The following is a 17,626-nucleotide window of genomic DNA, read 5'->3' on the forward strand; positions in this document are numbered from 1 at the left end:
AATATTGCTTCGGTACTTCCCGTCGGGAACATGCCAAACTGCGACGACAGAGCGTGGAAAAGAGTTTAGCTGTCATGAACGAATTCGTGACACGTTAGGCGTACCCATGTATTTTGCGGATCCGTACTCTTCTTGGCAGCGTGGGAGTAACGAGAACGCCAATGGTCTTCTCCGCGAATTTTTCCCGAAGGGGACGGATTTCGAAAAGGTCAGTCGTTCTGAACTCGCTCAAGCGCTCGCCTGGATCAATGGGAGACCACGGAAATGTCTCGACTGGAAAACAGCATACGAGGTCTTCTCCGAAGAAGTGTTGCACTTAATTTGACAAACCGTCGTTTGAAAATACGATTATAACAAAAAGGTTATTTGTTGACTTTATGTTTTTTCCATGTTAATGTTATAAGTTGGTACGAAGTTATTGACGGACAGAAATTGGCGTGTTATGATACTAATGTAGTAAAACGACGGGCTAACGCCCATTTCATTGAGTGATACGTAATGGAGTACGGGGAGTGCGAACAGGGAAGTTTGCTCGGATCAAGCAATGCAATAGGGGATGCGTTTATTTTTTTGACTGAACTTTCGGAATATTGAAAATTGATGGGTTCAAATTAAAAGGAGGAATGGTGAATGAAGTTTATCGAAGCATGTAAGGAGGCCTGGAGTCTTTTCCGGGAGAAAGGTTTTAAGGAAGGCTACGGCTGGAAGAAAGAAGTCGAGGATTTGACCGTGGCTCAAACGATTTATCGGCTGTTTATCGGGCTATTTGAGGTTGTGCTCTTAGCTTTAGGGATGAACGTTGTAGTGGGTTCGATGGAGACGCGCATCAATCGACCCATCATGCAGGTAGCATTAGATACCGGCAACATGTTTTATGTGTATGTTGTGATGATTGCTGGTTTCATCGTCTTGACCGGCGTTGGATTGTACTTCGTTCTTAAGAATGATGTAGGGGAGATTATTTTACGTACCTACAAACAACGTTTTGATCGATAATCAGGGAAGTGTACTTGGAACCGAATAAGACAACAACAAGATGATGACGAGCCCGTCGTCGTTTTTTTGTTTTGTCCGGGTCTTTGGTATGATAAGTGAAAAATAGAGGTGTCTTATTTGGAAAAAAATAAAAAAATTAACACTCCTTCAAACGTTGTTATCATCGTCATTGGTTTTGGGATTATCATTTTTACAGTTGGATTTCTTTATGCGTTCCCGAAAAACTTTGAAATCATCTTTGGTATCGGAACTGTGTTGTTTGTCTCGCTTAGTATTTTTATTAATTTACAATCTCTCGCAACAGCTGAATCAGCACGAGGAGATTCCAAGGATGCTGCGGCTTCGGCGAAAGGTGCTTTGGCGATAGCGAAAAGCGAAGCCGAGGCAAATGCTTTGCGGTATCGAGTGGAGAAAGGCTCATTTTTGGCTTTGAAAAAGAGGGACTTCTACGTACCGTTGTTTGGCCCACTTTCCTATAGTGCAAAATTTCACACGACGGAAGACTTGAACGCCAGACACAATCCGAGCGGACTCCTTTTAGTGAACAAAGGGATGGGGACGGCAACGAACGTCGCCTTTAGCTTCCAACTTTTAAATGCGAGAGACTATCACGACTTGAAATTCGAATCAGATGACGTCGCCGACTCCTCAACACTGAACGAAAGCTTTTATCGTTCGTACCATAGGGGATTCCCGAAGTACACTTTATCTAGCAAGATATTCAGGAACAATGACAGCGGACGGGATGGCATGTTACTGACGTGTATAGACAATCATGGGAATTTCGCGGAAGAAAGTAGCCCTAGAGAAAAACGATCAATACAGAGACCGCTCTCAACCCAAGCGACTCATGTAGGGTATCTGGACAACGAAGAACTTGTATGGATCCACTTGCCGGAAATCTTTCGAGTCTTAAGTCATCAGTTTTTCTTGGAACAAAGTATGTTGAAAGAAGAGCATTGGAAAACCAACAATCCTGAGCTATTGGTGCGGATCGATTACACAGAAGAAATTTCGGAACACATGAATCGATTTGATGAGGCAAGACGTGTGAAGGAATTTAGGATCACTTGTTCAAATAACATAAACGTCGTCCAGGAACCTGCCGATACGCCACATTTTCGTACGAGAAACATCTTACTCTGCCAGTATGTAATCGAGGCGTTAAGGGACGAACCGTTTACGAATGAGGAGACTGCAGATACGGAGGTGACGACTGATGGAAGCGTTGGATCGATTGAAGGATGACTTGGCGAACAGTGCCGATTGGAACGTGACGATCACTGTCAGCAAGAAAGACCTGGAGAAGCTCGTTGCAGCCTACGAAACATTGCGAGACGAAAAAAAGAAATAAGAGGAAGAGGCTGGGATTGTGTCATGACAAGAAACGTGGCATGAGTAGTCGAAAACGTCGTTTGCCGTCGAAATCCGAGCTGTTCATACAGGTGAATCGCCCGTTCATTAAAGGTCGCGACGGTCAAACGGATTGGTAAAGATGATTCGGTTTTAACTGTTTCAAGGACAAACGAACAAAACGCGAATCCCGTACCTTGACCCGTGACGTCAGGATGTCTGCCAAGTCCGAGGTCGAGACAATCGTCAGCATACAGACCGAGCGGAAGACCGGCCGGAACTTGAGCCGAACGACCGGTACAGAAGAAGCCAACCAGCTGTTCCTGATCGACCACTGCCTGATAGGAACCGTCGAGCAATTCGGCATACGCCTCGTCAGACACTTCCGTATTGTAAAAGTCATACGGAAATGGATACGTCCACTTTAAGATAGCAGTCGCATGTTCAAGCGTCATCGGGACAGCGTGAAAAACCATCTCTTGTACCTCCTTCAAAATTCTTTCTTTACTATATCGCATTCCTGATATTTTTTCCGTATAATGGTAAAAAGAAACGGGGGAACTGAACATGATGACAACAGAATTTTACCAACATTTACCGGTCCTTGAAACAGAACGATTGATCTTACGTCCGCTTCAAACTGGGGATCTTGATGATTTATTTGAATATACGCAGGACGAGGAAACCGCCCGTTACGTCACCTGGAATGCGAATCAGACGGTCGAACAGGCAGAACAGTTTCTGAACTACGTCCTGTCGAACTACGAACAGGGGAAAGAAGCACCGTGGGCGATCGTTTGGAAGGAAACCGGCAAGATGATCGGAACGATTGACTTTATTCATTTGTTGCTCGATGACACTAAACAAGCGGAACTCGGTTATGCGATATCGCGTCAGTTCTGGGGCAAGGGCATCGTCACGGAAGCCGTCGCATGTGTCATGGCATTCGGATTTGAAGAACTCAGACTCGAGCGTATCCAGGCCCGGTGCATGGAGGGCAATGTCGGTTCCGCCCGGGTGATGGAAAAAGTCGGCATGACGTACGAGGGAACGTTGCGCCGATTGATCTTCATCAAAGAAGCGTTTCACGACGTCAAGATGTATTCGATGTTACGTGAGGAGTACACCGTATTGCGTCAAGGGTCGGCACAACAGACGGAACAACATCAATGAGTCAACCCCCCCAATCCGGTTCGCCGGTTTGGGGGTTTTTGATTAGATCGTCTGTTCAACGGATGAAGCATCCACGAATTCGACCGTATGCGTCACCGTATCGAGAATTCGCGTCCGCGGATCATCTTTTGAGAGGAAAATGGCTTCGCCGCTCGCGTCAAAGGCAAACGCCGTCGGAATCGAGAAGCCGCAATTTCGGTAAGAGCCGTCGGCGTGACTCGTTCCGATGAACAGTGCGGATTGCTGGCGGCTGATTTTTTGTGCTTCGCCGGACCAGTCCGTGTATTGTTCCTCGCTAAACATTCCGACACCGATTGGATTAAAGATGATCTCCACCGTATCGTGCTTCAGACCATCGAGTCCGAGAAAAATCTCGCGGCAAAGCAGATATCCGGCTGCTTGCCCGGCAACGATGGCGGTCGACGGCGTATAGAGCGGACCCGCTTCCGGTGTCTTCGCCCGGTCGAGCAGGAGCTCTCCTTCTGCATTGATAATCAGTGCCCGGTCCAAACGGTTTGCGTCGCGGTAACCGGTCACGATGATCGTCGCATACTGTTTTGCTAACTGGCGCAACGTCGCGACATCTGTCTCGCGGCAATACCCTTCCGGATAGAGAAGGAGATTGATGTCCGGATAGGCGGCAATCTCACGTCGTAATTGTTCGAGTTGGATTTCCTGTTTGGGTTGGCCGATTAAAATTTTCATAGTGGAGCACATCCTTATAAGTAGTGTAGGAATTAAGAAATTTGTTTTGTTGTCTGATCTTCGCGGAAAAATGCTTCCTTGTTTGATCGCAGAACACTAACAATCAGCACGACACTCAGTCCCGCAAGCAGGACGGCGGCAACGATGATGCTGAACCGAAGCGGGAGCACATCACCGGTAAAACCAATCACTAAAATGAACAGGATTTGAACCAGGCTTTGACCAAGACCATACAGGCTCGTGAAGCGCCCGATCAAATCGTGCGGGACATTGTTTTGGTAAAACGTCAGGAAACCGGTTCCGGAAAACGTATTAAAAAAGCCGAGTAACAAAAATCCGACCGTCACCATCAGGAATGAGTCGGCAGTCGCATAAAGTAAGTAACCGAGCGCAACAAATAGATAACCGCTGACGAGTAATGCCTTGAGCGACAGCCGGTTCGCAAAACGTGCCACGGTCAGACCACCGAGGACGGAACCAATTCCCGTGATGCTGATCAGAAGTCCGTAATCGGTTGTGGTCAGACCGACGACTGTCTGTAGAAACACGACTTCCTGGGCATCCATCGCGAGAGCGAGACTCATGGACAGAATCCCGAGTATGTAAATCAGACAAACGAAACGATTGGTACGGCTGAAGCGGCTCACAGTCCGCCAATCTGTTGCGAGATCCCCGACCTGTAGTTTTGGAGTAGATGCTGCGCGCGGAACAGACGGCAAAGTAAGCAGTAACAGACCGGATACGAGGAACGACACCGCGTTGATCCAGATAGCCACTCCCGGTGTTGCGACGAGCAATAACAATCCGGCAAGTGCCGGACCGATCAAAAAGGCACTGGATGTGATCAGACTCCGGTACGCATTAAACGATTTGCGGCTGTTTTCCGGGACGATTTGCGTTAGATAACTGATTGCGGCTGATTCAAAAAACGCTTTGACGAGCGCCAGTCCGAACAACGTCAGGTAAATCAACGGTAACGTCGAAATCAGGGGAATTAAGGCAACGAGCAGTGCACGGATCGCATCTGTTCCAATCAACCATCGCCGGACATCGACCCGGTCAATCACGCTGCCGGCCCAAAATTTCATGAACAGGGAGGCAAGTGGACCAATGATCCAAAGACCGGCGACCGCAGCGGCTGATCCGGTCAATTGATAGAGGTAGACATTGATGGTGACTAAATACACAAAATCTCCGAACTGGGAGATACCGAATGAGAGAAGTAGCGTTGAAGTGCGAGACACGATAGTCCACCTACTTTAGTCATACATATTTTACCAAAAGTATACAGGAAGTGTGGATGATGTGCTATACGAGAATTCAATTACTTATTCAGGACGTGAATCCGGTTTCTGTAGAAGTGACTGTAGAAGCGAACTGATTACGCTGAACGTAAAGGGAATCAAAATCAGCAGGAAAGCAAAAAGAATGAGACCGGGCGCATCATCTCGGTCGGCGACGATAACCATGACAGGGAACAAACAAAGCGCGACGGCACTGATGAGATAACCACACATGGTGATGATCCCGAATGAAGAAGCGGCTGGAGCAGCGGTTGCGTTTGATTTGAGGGAATGAAGGATTTTCAAGGTATGGATGAAAGCGATCAGACAAGGGATGAATGCTAATAGTCCCGCCATCAAAATAAAATAGCCCGGCTTATCCAGTAAACTATCCAGCGAGAATCCTTTTTGTGCTCTTTTAATAAGCAGGGAAATCGCGACTCCTGTTAATCCGAACAAACCAATCAGCATTCCAGTGACAACCAGTTGCAAATAAACGAGACACCATTTTTTCATGATCAATCCCTCCTTTCTTTCTGTCAGTATAGAACAACCGACATGAAAGATTGCCCGTCTGAAGACGGATTTAAGCGAGGGAATCGATTCTTTTTTATTAATTCAAAGCAAAGTACTCGGAATTAAACTTGAAGTATGTTATGCTAGAAATAAGAAAAGTAAGGAAGTAAGGAAAATCAGAAAAAGAAAGAAGGAAGTTCGGAATGGAGCTATCCAAGTTGACGTCCAAGGGACAGATTACGATCCCGAAAAAAATCAGACAAGCGTTACAGGTGGAGGAAGGAGATCGCGTTGCATTCATCGAGGAAGACGGGTTTGTCATCATGGCGAAAGCGGATTTAAAACAGCTGCATGACCTTCAAGATATATTGAGTGACGAAAAATTCAAGGCACTCATCCAGAAAGCCAATCATCATTTGTAAACCAATCGATTGACCAATTCAAAGGAGGAACTACACATGGATATGCGCGAAGTAGATTTACCGGGAATCGGACGGAAGTTCGAAGGAGTTACAACACGGGGAGATAAGGTGGTCGTGATCGTCCATGATGACGGTCGTCGGGAAATGCACCATTATGACGACGACGATTTTGATGAGAGCATCTCGAGCGTGACGTTTAATGACGCCGAAGCACGGCAGATGGCCGGTATTTTAGGCGGACTGGCTTACAAACCGAAAGATCTCGAAAAAATTGAACTGGCGTTTGATGATCTTGTCATCGAATGGTTCAAGATTGGTCAGGATTCCGCCGTCAACAATCGGACGATCGGTGAACTTGATGTTCGCAATCAGTATGACATCTCGATCATCGCTGTTTTGAAACACGATAAATCAAAATCATTGAATCCGGGACCGGATACACGTCTTGAAGCAGGCGATACGATCGTCTTGTCCGGCGAACGTCAACATATCCGTCATATCACGAAAGCCCTCTTCTCAATCGAAGGAGGCGGATAATAGATGGATCATTTAATATTTGAAGTCGGTACCGCGCTTATCTTAGTGGCGATCGCAGCATTGCTTGCGAATAAATTGAATTTTTCGATCATTCCGTTTTTAATCATTTTAGGAATGATCGTTGGGCCGCACGCTCCGACAATCGGGATACTAGACTTCAAGTTCATTGAAAGTGCAGAGTTCATCAGTTTTCTCGGACGAATTGGCGTCCTGTTCCTCTTGTTTTATCTCGGATTGGAGTTTTCGATCGGTAAATTGATCCGGTCGGGTAAATCCATCGTCACGAGTGGAACGATTTATCTCTCGATCAACTTTACCGGTGGTCTATTGTACGGCTTCATCGCCGGATTCCCGTTATATGAAGTGTTGATCATCGCCGGAATCATCACGATCTCATCCAGTGCGATCGTTGCGAAAGTCTTGGTCGACTTGCGCCGGACCGGGAATACGGAAACGGAATTGATTCTTGGAATCATCATGTTCGAGGACATCTTCCTCGCCGTCTACCTGTCCGTCTTGTCCGGACTCCTACTTGGAGACGGGACCACTTTACTCGGTTCGTTAACCTCAATTTTGATTGCCCTCGGTTACATGTTGCTGTTCTTCATCATCGCAAGGAAAGCAACACCACTCCTCAACCGGATGCTAAAGATTGCGTCCGATGAAGTTTTCATCATCGTTGTCTTTGCGTCATTGTTCTTCGTCGCCGGTTTCTCAGAAACGATTCATGTCGCAGAAGCGATTGGTGCCTTACTGCTCGGACTTGTCTTTTCGGAAACGGATCAAGGAGAACGGATTGAACACCTCGTCGTCCCGTTCCGTGATTTCTTCGGTGCGATCTTCTTCTTCAGCTTCGGACTGAGCATTGATCCGACGATGTTACTCGATGCCGTGTGGCTCGCACTTGGTGCCGTCGTCATCACGATTGTCGGGAACTACGTCGCCGGCATGATTGCCGGACGCAGAGCCGGACTGTCGCACAAAGCGTCATCGAACATCGGTCTCACAATCGTCTCCCGTGGTGAGTTTTCAATCATCGTTGCGAATCTCGGGATCGCTGGCGGACTGATGGACATCCTGTCACCGTTCTCCGCCTTGTATGTCTTGATCCTCGCGATCCTCGGACCACTGATGACAAAAGAATCGAAACGAATCTTTAATTTCATGAACGGTATCTTTAAATGGACGGAACCGAAACCGAAAAAAACGAAAATTAAATCTTGATTGCTTGAGAAAATAGAACGCTGATGGATTCTCCTATTGATCAAAACAAGCAGGCTTTCATGATTCACTGTCGTATTCCTATAAGTAACAAATCTGCTTGAGGAGGGATACGATGAAAGCCGCCATTTGTACTGCCTATGGTCCACCGGATGTATTGAAGTTACAAGAGGTCGAACAGCCTGTCCCGAAAGCATCTGATCTGCTGATTCAGGTATATGCCTCCGCCGTTCACTCAGGAGACCGGCGGATGCGGGCACTCGATGTCCCGGCAGCAGGAAAGCTTCCGATGCGTCTCGTCGTCGGATGGAAAGCACCGAGACAGCCGATTTTAGGAGTCGTCTTAGCAGGCGAAGTCGTCGCGACGGGCAGCCGTGTGAAGGACTTCAAAGTCGGCGATCGGGTCTACGCCCTGACCGGGATGCGCTTTGGCGGTTACGCCGAGTATGCCTGCATCAAGGAAAACAAATGTGTGGAGCAGATGCCGCGCAACGCGAGCTTTGCGGAAGCAGCCAGTCTTCCGTTTGGCGGAACAACCGTCCTCCATTTTTTCCGGAAACTGAACCTCAAGCAGGCGAAAACGATTTTGATTTACGGAGCGTCCGGAGCCGTCGGTTCGATTGCTGTCCAAATCGCGAAACAGTATGGTCTTCATGTAACGGCCGTCTGTAGCGGGCGGAATGCGGAACTGGTCACACGGCTTGGTGCGGATGTCGTCGTCGACTATACAAAGCCGGGCTACGATGCGTCGTTAACGAGGTATGACGCCGTATTTGATGCCTCCGGGAAGGTGGATAAACGGACAGCGCGTCAGCACGTCGAAGCGGACGGAGCGTTTCGTTCAGTCGCCGGACAAGGCGTCGCGCGGGCGCTGAAGGAAGATTTATCCCAGCTGAATGAGTGGTTTGAAGCGGGGAAGATTCAAGCGGTCATCGATACGGTGTATCCGCTTGAGGAGATTGTCGCCGCCCACCGGTACGTCGATGCCGGACGGAAGTTTGGTAATGTCATCGTGTCGGTGGTTGATGATCATGACAGAACGGACTAAATAATCGACTGTCATCATAAGAAAAACCTTTGAACACATGCATGAATCAAATGCATCGTTTCAAAGGTTTTTTCTGTCTGACAGGTTATTTTAAAACGTCATACGTCGCCATGATGAATTGTCCGGACGGACGGCAACCGGTCAGGTTGAACCGGGTTTCAAGCGTTCCTTCCGGAAACAACGGAATCCCGCTGCCGAGGACGACAGGGGCAATCGCCAGTTCCATCTGATCAATTCGTTTCAACCGTAACGCTTCTTGAATCAGTTCGCCGCCGCCAATCAGCCAAATCTTGCCGTCAACCGTCGGACCAATCCGGTCGAGCAACACATCAAGCGGTTCATTCGTGAAGGTCGCATGTTCCGATTGTTTACCGGTTTGACGGGTCAGCACATAGTTGTCGATATTCGGATAGGGATAGTCTTCACTCAGCACCAAGACTTCGTCAAACGTTTTCCGACCCATGATGACGGCACCGACGTCCTGCATGAACGCCGCGTAGCCGTTGTCACCGTCTCCTTCGACGGCGAACAACCAGTCGAGTGAATCGTTTGAGCGGGCGATTTTACCGTCCAGACTGCAGGCAATATATAAAACAGTTTGTGTCATCGTACTTCCTCCTTTTGTTCGATCTATACTTAGTCTACGGTATAATCATGACAAAAGATGTCGTAATTAGAGGAGAGATTTTTTATGAAAAGCCGACACTTGAAAGTAATGCGTCTGCTGAACCGGCAGCAACTGTTGACGGCACGGGAACTGGCGGACGCCTGCGGGGTTTCCTTGCGGACGATTCAGCGGGATTTACTTGAGCTCGAAGCGAACGGGTATCCAATCTACAGTGAACGCGGACCGGCTGGTGGATACCGTGTCCTGCCGAACCGGTTGTTGCCGCCGCTGGCCTTGCGGGAACAGGAAGCCATCACCTTGTTTTTGATGCTCGACTGGGTCGGACAGATTCCCGATTTACCGTTTGGCGCACTGCGGGGTAATCTCGCCGAATGGTATCTGCATGAACTGCCATCTGATCTCGAAGCCAAGCTGGACCGCCTCAAAGGACGGGTCCGCTTTGCGCGACCGGATACGCCCGCCTCTCCCTTGACGCGTAACCTATTGCGTCTAATGGAAGCAGAAGTGAAAGGGGAGATCGTCTACCAGACGGCAAGTGGTCGACGGACGATTGTCATTGACCCGGTCGGTCTGACATTTGAGCGCAACCGCTGGTATCTGCTTGCGCAGACGGACCGGGGATTGCGCCAATATCGCGTTGACCGGATGGAACTGGTGACCGAGACGGCTATCCCGTCGGAACGGATGACATTCGAGGAGGCAGATCAACAAGGGCAGGCGGGGGAACAGGTGACGGTCCGCTTGAAGTTGACATTACTCGGGGAACGGTTGCTCGAAGGAATCCTGCCGCTCAACGAACAACGAACATGGTCCGTCCCTGTTGCGGAATTACCGTTTCTCGGCCGGCAATTATTCGGACTCGGTCGGGAAGTCAAGGTGCTTGAACCGTTGGCACTCCGGGAGGATATTAAAAAGCAGGGCAGGGAATTACTCGCATCCTATAGAGACTGAAAAGGGAGGATTCCCCTAAGTCAGTGAGAAACTATGTTACGATAAAGCTAGAGAAACAGTTGAATATGGAAGGGGTTTTCTATGGAAACGTTATCACTTATTTTGCTGATGCTTGCCTTAATCATCTTGACGCAAGTCCTCGGTCACTACATCCGCTTCATTCCGACGGCATTGATTCAAATTGTCGTCGGAACGATTGCCGCGCTGTTAATCAGTGGACTGAAAATTGAAGTCGAATCGGAATGGTTCTTATTGTTATTCATCGCACCACTCCTTTACAACGACAGTTCGCACTTTCCACGCGATGAGCTGTGGAAGATGCGGGCTGCGATTTTCGGCAATGCCATCGTCCTCGTTTTGCTGACGACGATCATCGGCGGTTACTTCATCAACTGGCTTGTGCCAGTGATTCCGCTCGCCGCAGCCTTTGCGCTCGCCGCCATCCTGTCGCCGACTGATCCGATTGCCGTCAACGGGATTGCGAAACGGGTCCAGATACCGGAACAGATTTTAAATCTTGTCCGTGGGGAGTCATTGATCAATGACGCCTCGGGACTTGTCGCCTTCAGTTACGCCGTCGCTGCCGTCGTCACCGGCTACTTCTCGATCCAACAGGCAACAACGGAATTCGTCTACATGTTCGCCGTCGGAGCGGTCGTTGGTCTTGCGATCAGTGTCGCGATGAACTGGTTGAAGATGAAATTACGGCGGACAGGAATTGAAGATGTCGTCTTTTATGCGTTGCTACAAATCTTGACACCATTCATCATCTTTTTCGTCGCGGAAGAAGTCTTGCATGCGTCCGGTGTCATTGCCGTCGTGACAGGCGGAATTCTGCATGCGTTGATCAAGGAACGGACGGAAACGTTTTTTGCCCAGGAGCAGACGTTGACCGACAACATCTGGACGATGATTGCCTATATCCTGAACGGGATCATCTTCCTGCTGCTCGGTCTGACGTTACCGGAAGCGACACGCGAAATCTTCGCTGACGATGCGATTAACAATTGGCGCTTGATGTCGTTCGTGATTGAGATTGGAACGGTCATTCTTTTGATTCGCTTGATTTGGACGATGTTCTTCAATTGGTTCGACCATCGCTTCCTAAAAAAGGTCGATCATCAAAAACCGTCGTTTAAACAGGATGTCATCACGACACTCGTCGGCGTTCGCGGAACAATCACGATGGTCGGGGTCTTGTCGTTACCGTTCCTAACCGAATCAGGACAAGCGTTCCCGGAACGATCGTTGATCATTTTCCTTGCGGCCGGCGTCATCATCTTCACACTGGTTCTCGCGACCATTCTCTTGCCGTTACTCAACCGTGGGGAGGCGGATGCACAACCGGAGCTTGATCTCAATGCCTACAAACAACGGATGGTCAAACGCGCCATCACGGAAATCAAACAGGTCGTCCAGGAAGAAAATTCGACCGTCGCTTTTGATTTGTTAAACGAATATCATGTCATGTTACGTCTGTTGCGGGCTCAGGAGAAAAGTGAAGAAGAGTTGACCCACTTCAATGAGCAATTAAAAAAACTGCGCCTTGAAGCCGTCCAGTGGGAACGCGACTTCACGAAACAATTCCTTGCGAATCATGAAGCGCCGGAACAATTAAGAAAAGAAGTCTTCCGCTCGATTGATAACCGGATCGAAGCGATTGAGAAGGAAGCCCGCTTCCGCCTATCGCAACCCCTCCGGAAAATCCTTTGGAAACGGAAACGGTCGAACATGTCGTCCGACCAGTTGATCCGTCTGACGCAAGTTGAGCATGAACTGTACGAACAGGTCATGACTGAAGTCATCACCCGGCTCGAAGGATGTCGCGGCGATTATCCGCCCGACGTCGTCCAAAGCGTGCTCGAATTCTATAAACGTTTACGCTTCAAGCATACGCGCTGGTCGTCACCGGTCGGCGGGAAAGCCGATGTCGATCAACAAAAAGAAGAACTCTGTTTACGGGCGATTGAAGTCCAACGCCAGGAAATCGCTTCGATGTCAAATGAAGGCGATTTGTCCGGCGAAGAAGAAAAAGAGTTACGCCGCTTCATTCACTATATCGAAAGCGTCGTCCTCTACGAATACGTCGAGTGAACGGAAAAACAGCCCTTGTCCAGTGGACAGGGGCTGTTTGCAATTAACCGAGTGACAAGTATTTGACTTCGAGGTAATCCTCGATGCCGTAGACGCCACCTTCACGGCCGAGCCCACTTTCTTTATAACCGCCGAATGGTGCTTGGGCAGCCGATGGAGCACCGTCATTCAGACCGACGATGCCGTACTCGAGTTTTTTACCGAGTTGAAGCGCTTCGTCGATTTTTTCCGAGAACGCATATGCGGCAAGACCGTATGGAGTATTGTTCGCCCGTTCGATGACTTCGTCGAGTGTGTCGAAGACGGAGATCGGTGCGAGCGGACCAAACGTTTCTTCCTGCATGCAGATCATGTCTTCCGTGACGTTACCGAGCACGGTTGGTGTAACGAAGTAACCGACAGAATCATCAATCGTTCCGCCCGTTAAAATCGTTGCGCCTTTTGCGACGGCGTCGTCAATATGTGCTTTGACTTTTGCGACGGCTTTCGCATTGATCAACGGTCCGATCGTCGAATCGGCGTCGAGTCCGTTGCCGACTTTCAGACGCTTGACTTCGGCGACGAATTTTTCAGTGAACGCGTCGAGAACCGATGCCTGGACATAAAAGCGGTTCGTTGCGACACAGGCTTGTCCGCCGTTGCGGAATTTCGAGCGAATGGCACCTTGAACGGCTTTATCAAGATCGGCATTTTCCGTGACGATGAATGGGGCGTGTCCACCGAGTTCAAGTGATAATTTTTTCATCGTATCTGCTGCTTGACGCATGATCAATTTACCAACCGCTGTTGATCCTGTGAACGTGATTTTCCGGACGCGGGAATCGGCTTGCCAGACACCACTGATCGTTGCCGCGTCCCCCGTCAAGACGTTGATCGCACCAGCCGGAATACCGGCTTCGATTGCCAGTTCGACAAGGCGGAGTGCCGTGTATGGTGTTTCTTCCGACGGTTTCAGAACGACCGTGCAGCCGGCAGCGAGTGCCGGAGCAAGTTTCCGTGTAATCATCGCCGCGGGGAAGTTCCACGGTGTGATCGCAGCGACGACACCAACCGGTTCTTTTTCGACGAAGAGTCGTTTTCCGGGAACGGATGCCGGAATCGTTTCCCCGTAAATCCGGCGTGCTTCTTCTGCGTACCAACGGACGTATTGATTCCCGTAATCGATTTCCCCGCGTGCTTCGATGAACGGTTTTCCTTGTTCACGTGTCATGATGTCTGCCAGTTCATCACGGTGTTGTTGAATCAGACGGTACCAGGCATCGATTTTATCAGCGCGGTCGTCCGCCGTCCGCTGTGACCAGTCGACGAATGCTGTACTTGCCGCATCGACGGCACGTGCTGCATCGTCAGCTGTGCTGCTTGGGACGTGTCCGAGCAATTCTTTTGTTGCCGGGTTGAAGACCGGAATCGTTTCCTCTGTGTCATACCATACTCCATTGATTACATTTTGTTCTATCATGTGTTGCACCTCCGTGTGTTTTCATTACCTCCCTTATTAAACACCCATCGGACCGGTTTGTGTACTTCCGCTTTGGATGAGGGGCATAACGAACTGGAATACCATTGAAAAATCGTTAATCGACTGAATAATCGGGAATAAGAAAAGTAAGCAGAGTGGAGCATCGTTCGTCGGAGAAAGGGTGAAATTCATATGAATAGAAAATGGATCGGAGTCAGTCTTGCCGGGATTGTCCTCGTCAGCGGATGTGGACAACCGTCAATCGAATCGGCAACGAAACCGAAGCAGGTCGAGCGTCAAGCGACAGACGCGAGCTACATAAGACAGGAGTTAAAACGCGCCGAGTTCATTGCCGCTCAGTATGATTACGGGCGGGCGATCCGGATTGTCGACCGGTTGAAGACGACGGAAGCAAAACAAAAGCGGAAGGAATACGCGGCGAATCAGGCGAATCTCGGCACGGTTAAAGCCGGTACGTCCGTCCCGCACCTGTTTTTCCACTCTTTGATCGCGGAACCGAAACGCGCCTTTGACGGGGACCGGAAACAGCAGGGTTACGATGATTATATGGTGACGCAAGGTGAGTTCGAACGGATTTTGACCGCCTTGTATCAGCGTAACTATGTCCTCGTCCGACCGACGGATCTTGCGACGTGGCAAGACGGACGGATGACGGAAAAGGGACTTCCTTTTCCAAAAGGCAAGAAACCGCTTGTCCTGTCGCAGGATGATGTCAATTACTATGAATATATGATTGGCGACGGTTTTGCGACGACGTTAAAAGTCAAAGACGGACGAATTACGAATTCAATGACCGGAAAGCCGGACGGCGCCTATGACCTCGTTCCGCTCGTGGATGCATTCGTCAACCGGCATCCTGATTTTTCTTACCACGGCGCAAAAGGATTACTCGGTATTACTGGCTACAACGGCGTTCTCGGTTACCGGTCGTCGTATGCCCAGTATGGCAACTCTGCTAAAGTCGAACAGGCGCGTCAACAGGCGAAAGCGACGGCGACCGCTCTGAAGAAAGACGGGTGGCAGTTTGCCAGCCATACGTATGGTCACATCGCAATCGGGAAAGTTAGTCTGGCAACGATTCAGGCGGATACGGTCCGCTACAAACGCGATGTCGCTCCATTGATCGGAACGACGCGGCAGTTAATCTATCCGTTCGGCAGTGATATTCAGAATTGGCATGGGTATACGGGGGACAAATACCGCTACTTGACGCAACAAGGGTTCCATTATTTTTATAATGTCGATGCCTCGCAGCATGCGTGGAAACAGTTGGGCAAAGACTATTACCGCCAGGCGCGGATTAATGTCGACGGGATTCGGCTCCGCCAGGCGATTGCCGGGAAAACCAAAGTTTTGGATCCGTTTTTCGATTCCAAAGCTGTTTTTGATCCGATGCGGCCGGTCGTTAAAAAATAATTTCATTAATGAAAAACGAATTGACCCATTTAGTGATTCACACCAGTCCGTGTGACATTAAATGGGTATTATTTGTATAGAAGAGTTTTTTTCTCAATACTGCTTTGATAAAAAGGGGTTCAGGATATGCAGACAGGTTATAAGGTGTTCCTGGCAGCTGCTGTTATCAGTAGCACAATTGGATTGAATCATCAGGTCTCTGCCCAAACCGATACATTTCAAGTCGTATCGACAAGTTATACAAAGTCGTTAACAACGTTCGAGACCTATGTCGGTAATAAAAAGATCGAAACAGTGCGCTATGCGCTTAAAGGCGCTGATCGTCTGCATGATGGATTGTTATACAGTTCTTACGGTGACCGTGTCATAGATCTGAAGAACAGCAAGAAAGTAATCAAACAGGTCGAACCGGGACCAGTCCGGATTAAGAAATACAAAAATGCTTACTACGCAATGAGTTTATCGGCGATTAATCAATTTTCACTCTCGAAATATACATTGGATTTCAAGAAAATCGGTGCAACGAAACGCTATACCGGATTCGGTAGAGACCTGATTGTGACTGGTGACAAATTATATGTCCTGGCAGATCATATGAAAGGAATCGATTACTCCATCAAACTACATACATTTGATACAAAATCATTCAAGTCTATCCATCAGGAGACCTTCAAACAGTTAGTTCATGCTGATCACATAAGTCAGAACGGCTCACATCTGAAGATTTATGGTACTTCTCTGAAAAATGATAATAAATTGACTATCATGTCTTATGACACAAAGAAACAACGTAGCACGAAAACGATGACTTCAAACCAGTATGTAAAAGGTGGAGTAGAGAAAACACAGATGCTCTCACGGGAAACCGAACTGATTTTCAATCGGGACCGGATATATGAAATCAACCATAAGACGGAACAAGTGCGTGTCTTATATGACAGTAAAGATGATTTAGTCGACTATGCATATGATGCTAAAACGAAAACGTATCATGTCCTCGAAGAAATCACCAAAACAGCTGAATTCCGGGTTAAGACGCTGAACAGTCACTTTAAGCCGATTGCGGAATACCGCCTGAAAAAATCCGATAGTGTCAGTCCGTTTCGTGTGTTGTGAAGAAACAAGTCCTGTGACTTGTTTCTTTTTTGTCAGGTCAACAAACCGGTCAATCGCTCGCCCCGAAGACGGTATGTCTGCAAATGAAGCTGCAGCTGATTATACTGTTCCGGATATTGCTCGACTTCCTGCAACAAATGTTTCGTCCGTTCAATGAAATGCAGATTGAAGCAGCCCGAGAGCCACAGCAACGAAGCCAGTCGCGGATCATCTTCCGGCACGAGCATGGTCGGAGAGTTGTAGTGGGTCAGTAAACTTTTCGCTAAACGACCGGACACATCATGCGATTCAATACTTTCCGTCCGGGCATACCATTTGATCAGCCAAGCCAAATCCTGCACGCGATCGGTTGCGCCGATATGTTCGTGATCAACGATTCCAACGATTTGTTGATTATGATTCCATAAGATGTTGAGCGAATTTAAATCAGTCGAGATGACCGGTTGTATCGAAGATGGATACGGCTTCGCCACTCCTATCCAGACGAATCGATGGATTATCGGATAGCAGAAATAATGGTTTGTCTTTACCCTCTGTATTAAAAAGATACCTTATTCTTACGGGGTATAAGTAATTATTATGTTCATAAACTCCAAATAGGATTTTCAAAATTAAAAATTTAATATATATAATATAGTAAATAGTTCTAAAGTAATTTTTTTAAAACGACGGTTTGTCAAATTAAGT

Annotated in this window: 19 protein-coding genes; 12 read left to right on the forward strand and 7 right to left on the reverse strand. The window is 48.4% G+C overall.

The genetic code is table 11. The features are described from left to right. From BLD48_RS15430 to BLD48_RS15440, 3 genes are all read left to right on the forward strand, one after another. Positions 1 to 325: IS30 family transposase (locus BLD48_RS15430; RefSeq protein ID WP_143082952.1), on the forward strand; the 325-nt coding region annotated here is incomplete at its 5' end. 305 nt (positions 326 to 630) lie between these two features. Next, positions 631 to 996 carry a hypothetical protein gene (locus tag BLD48_RS15435; RefSeq protein ID WP_071500956.1) on the forward strand — a complete coding sequence of 122 codons (366 nt, stop codon included), beginning with the start codon at positions 631 to 633 and terminating at the stop codon, positions 994 to 996. 117 nt (positions 997 to 1,113) lie between these two features. Beyond that, on the forward strand, positions 1,114 to 2,244 hold the full coding sequence (locus BLD48_RS15440) for a hypothetical protein (protein ID WP_071500957.1): 1,131 nt from the start codon (positions 1,114 to 1,116) through the stop codon (positions 2,242 to 2,244). Between the two features lie 38 nt (positions 2,245 to 2,282). On the opposite strand, the gene BLD48_RS15445 is transcribed toward BLD48_RS15440, so the two are convergent. Further along, a complete protein-coding gene (locus BLD48_RS15445; protein WP_083412352.1) occupies positions 2,283 to 2,825 on the reverse strand; it encodes a GNAT family N-acetyltransferase in 543 nt (180 codons plus the stop codon). 91 nt (positions 2,826 to 2,916) lie between these two features. Here BLD48_RS15445 and BLD48_RS15450 point away from each other — a divergent pair, with 91 nt between their 5' ends. Then, entirely contained in the window at positions 2,917 to 3,522 is a 606-nt protein-coding gene (locus BLD48_RS15450; RefSeq protein WP_071500958.1) for a GNAT family N-acetyltransferase, read from the forward strand. A gap of 42 nt (positions 3,523 to 3,564) precedes the next feature. Here BLD48_RS15450 and BLD48_RS15455 read toward each other — a convergent pair whose 3' ends face one another. The 3 genes from BLD48_RS15455 to BLD48_RS15465 all read right to left on the reverse strand — a co-directional run bounded on the left by BLD48_RS15455 (position 3,565) and on the right by BLD48_RS15465 (position 6,026). Beyond that, entirely contained in the window at positions 3,565 to 4,227 is a 663-nt protein-coding gene (locus BLD48_RS15455) for a hypothetical protein (protein ID WP_071500959.1), read from the reverse strand. Between the two features lie 32 nt (positions 4,228 to 4,259). Beyond that, on the reverse strand, positions 4,260 to 5,471 hold the full coding sequence (locus BLD48_RS15460) for an MFS transporter (protein WP_236630047.1): 1,212 nt from the start codon (positions 5,469 to 5,471) through the stop codon (positions 4,260 to 4,262). A gap of 84 nt (positions 5,472 to 5,555) precedes the next feature. Continuing rightward, on the reverse strand, positions 5,556 to 6,026 hold the full coding sequence (locus BLD48_RS15465; protein WP_071500961.1) for a DUF2975 domain-containing protein: 471 nt from the start codon (positions 6,024 to 6,026) through the stop codon (positions 5,556 to 5,558). 203 nt (positions 6,027 to 6,229) lie between these two features. Here BLD48_RS15465 and BLD48_RS15470 point away from each other — a divergent pair, with 203 nt between their 5' ends. From BLD48_RS15470 to BLD48_RS15485, 4 genes are all read left to right on the forward strand, one after another. Further along, entirely contained in the window at positions 6,230 to 6,448 is a 219-nt protein-coding gene (locus BLD48_RS15470) for an AbrB/MazE/SpoVT family DNA-binding domain-containing protein (protein ID WP_026831312.1), read from the forward strand. A 36-nt stretch (positions 6,449 to 6,484) separates the two neighbouring features. Continuing rightward, the gene (locus BLD48_RS15475; RefSeq protein ID WP_071500962.1) at positions 6,485 to 6,985 is read left to right on the forward strand and encodes a cation:proton antiporter regulatory subunit; all 501 of its coding nucleotides are present in this window, start codon (positions 6,485 to 6,487) and stop codon (positions 6,983 to 6,985) included. A 3-nt stretch (positions 6,986 to 6,988) separates the two neighbouring features. Then, entirely contained in the window at positions 6,989 to 8,209 is a 1,221-nt protein-coding gene (locus tag BLD48_RS15480) for a cation:proton antiporter (protein WP_071500963.1), read from the forward strand. A 112-nt stretch (positions 8,210 to 8,321) separates the two neighbouring features. Continuing rightward, positions 8,322 to 9,254 carry an NAD(P)-dependent alcohol dehydrogenase gene (locus BLD48_RS15485; protein WP_071500964.1) on the forward strand — a complete coding sequence of 311 codons (933 nt, stop codon included), beginning with the start codon at positions 8,322 to 8,324 and terminating at the stop codon, positions 9,252 to 9,254. A gap of 85 nt (positions 9,255 to 9,339) precedes the next feature. Here the strand turns inward: BLD48_RS15485 and BLD48_RS15490 are convergent, their stop codons facing one another. Continuing rightward, positions 9,340 to 9,861 (reverse strand): dihydrofolate reductase family protein, encoded by a 522-nt coding sequence (locus tag BLD48_RS15490; RefSeq protein ID WP_071500965.1) that lies wholly within the window; start codon positions 9,859 to 9,861, stop codon positions 9,340 to 9,342. A gap of 84 nt (positions 9,862 to 9,945) precedes the next feature. Between BLD48_RS15490 and BLD48_RS15495 the strand changes: the two genes are divergently transcribed. Both BLD48_RS15495 and BLD48_RS15500 read left to right on the forward strand, forming a co-directional pair. Further along, on the forward strand, positions 9,946 to 10,833 hold the full coding sequence (locus BLD48_RS15495; protein ID WP_071500966.1) for a helix-turn-helix transcriptional regulator: 888 nt from the start codon (positions 9,946 to 9,948) through the stop codon (positions 10,831 to 10,833). Between the two features lie 81 nt (positions 10,834 to 10,914). Then, the gene (locus tag BLD48_RS15500) at positions 10,915 to 12,927 is read left to right on the forward strand and encodes a Na+/H+ antiporter (protein ID WP_071500967.1); all 2,013 of its coding nucleotides are present in this window, start codon (positions 10,915 to 10,917) and stop codon (positions 12,925 to 12,927) included. Between the two features lie 43 nt (positions 12,928 to 12,970). Here the strand turns inward: BLD48_RS15500 and BLD48_RS15505 are convergent, their stop codons facing one another. Then, complete coding sequence (locus tag BLD48_RS15505; RefSeq protein WP_071500968.1) at positions 12,971 to 14,386, reverse strand: NAD-dependent succinate-semialdehyde dehydrogenase; 1,416 nt, start codon at positions 14,384 to 14,386, stop codon at positions 12,971 to 12,973. A 192-nt stretch (positions 14,387 to 14,578) separates the two neighbouring features. Between BLD48_RS15505 and BLD48_RS15510 the strand changes: the two genes are divergently transcribed. Both BLD48_RS15510 and BLD48_RS15515 read left to right on the forward strand, forming a co-directional pair. Then, positions 14,579 to 15,823, forward strand: a complete 1,245-nt coding sequence (locus BLD48_RS15510; protein WP_071500969.1) for a polysaccharide deacetylase family protein — start codon at positions 14,579 to 14,581, stop codon at positions 15,821 to 15,823. A 126-nt stretch (positions 15,824 to 15,949) separates the two neighbouring features. Further along, positions 15,950 to 16,939 (forward strand): hypothetical protein, encoded by a 990-nt coding sequence (locus BLD48_RS15515; RefSeq protein WP_071500970.1) that lies wholly within the window; start codon positions 15,950 to 15,952, stop codon positions 16,937 to 16,939. A 32-nt stretch (positions 16,940 to 16,971) separates the two neighbouring features. Here BLD48_RS15515 and BLD48_RS15520 read toward each other — a convergent pair whose 3' ends face one another. Then, entirely contained in the window at positions 16,972 to 17,412 is a 441-nt protein-coding gene (locus BLD48_RS15520) for a phosphotransferase (RefSeq protein ID WP_071500971.1), read from the reverse strand. Between the last annotated feature and the right edge of the window lie 214 nt (positions 17,413 to 17,626).

Origin of the sequence: Exiguobacterium sp. KRL4, from assembly GCF_001870785.1 — a bacterium.
In the GTDB taxonomy this organism is placed as follows: Bacteria; Bacillota; Bacilli; order Exiguobacteriales; family Exiguobacteriaceae; genus Exiguobacterium_A.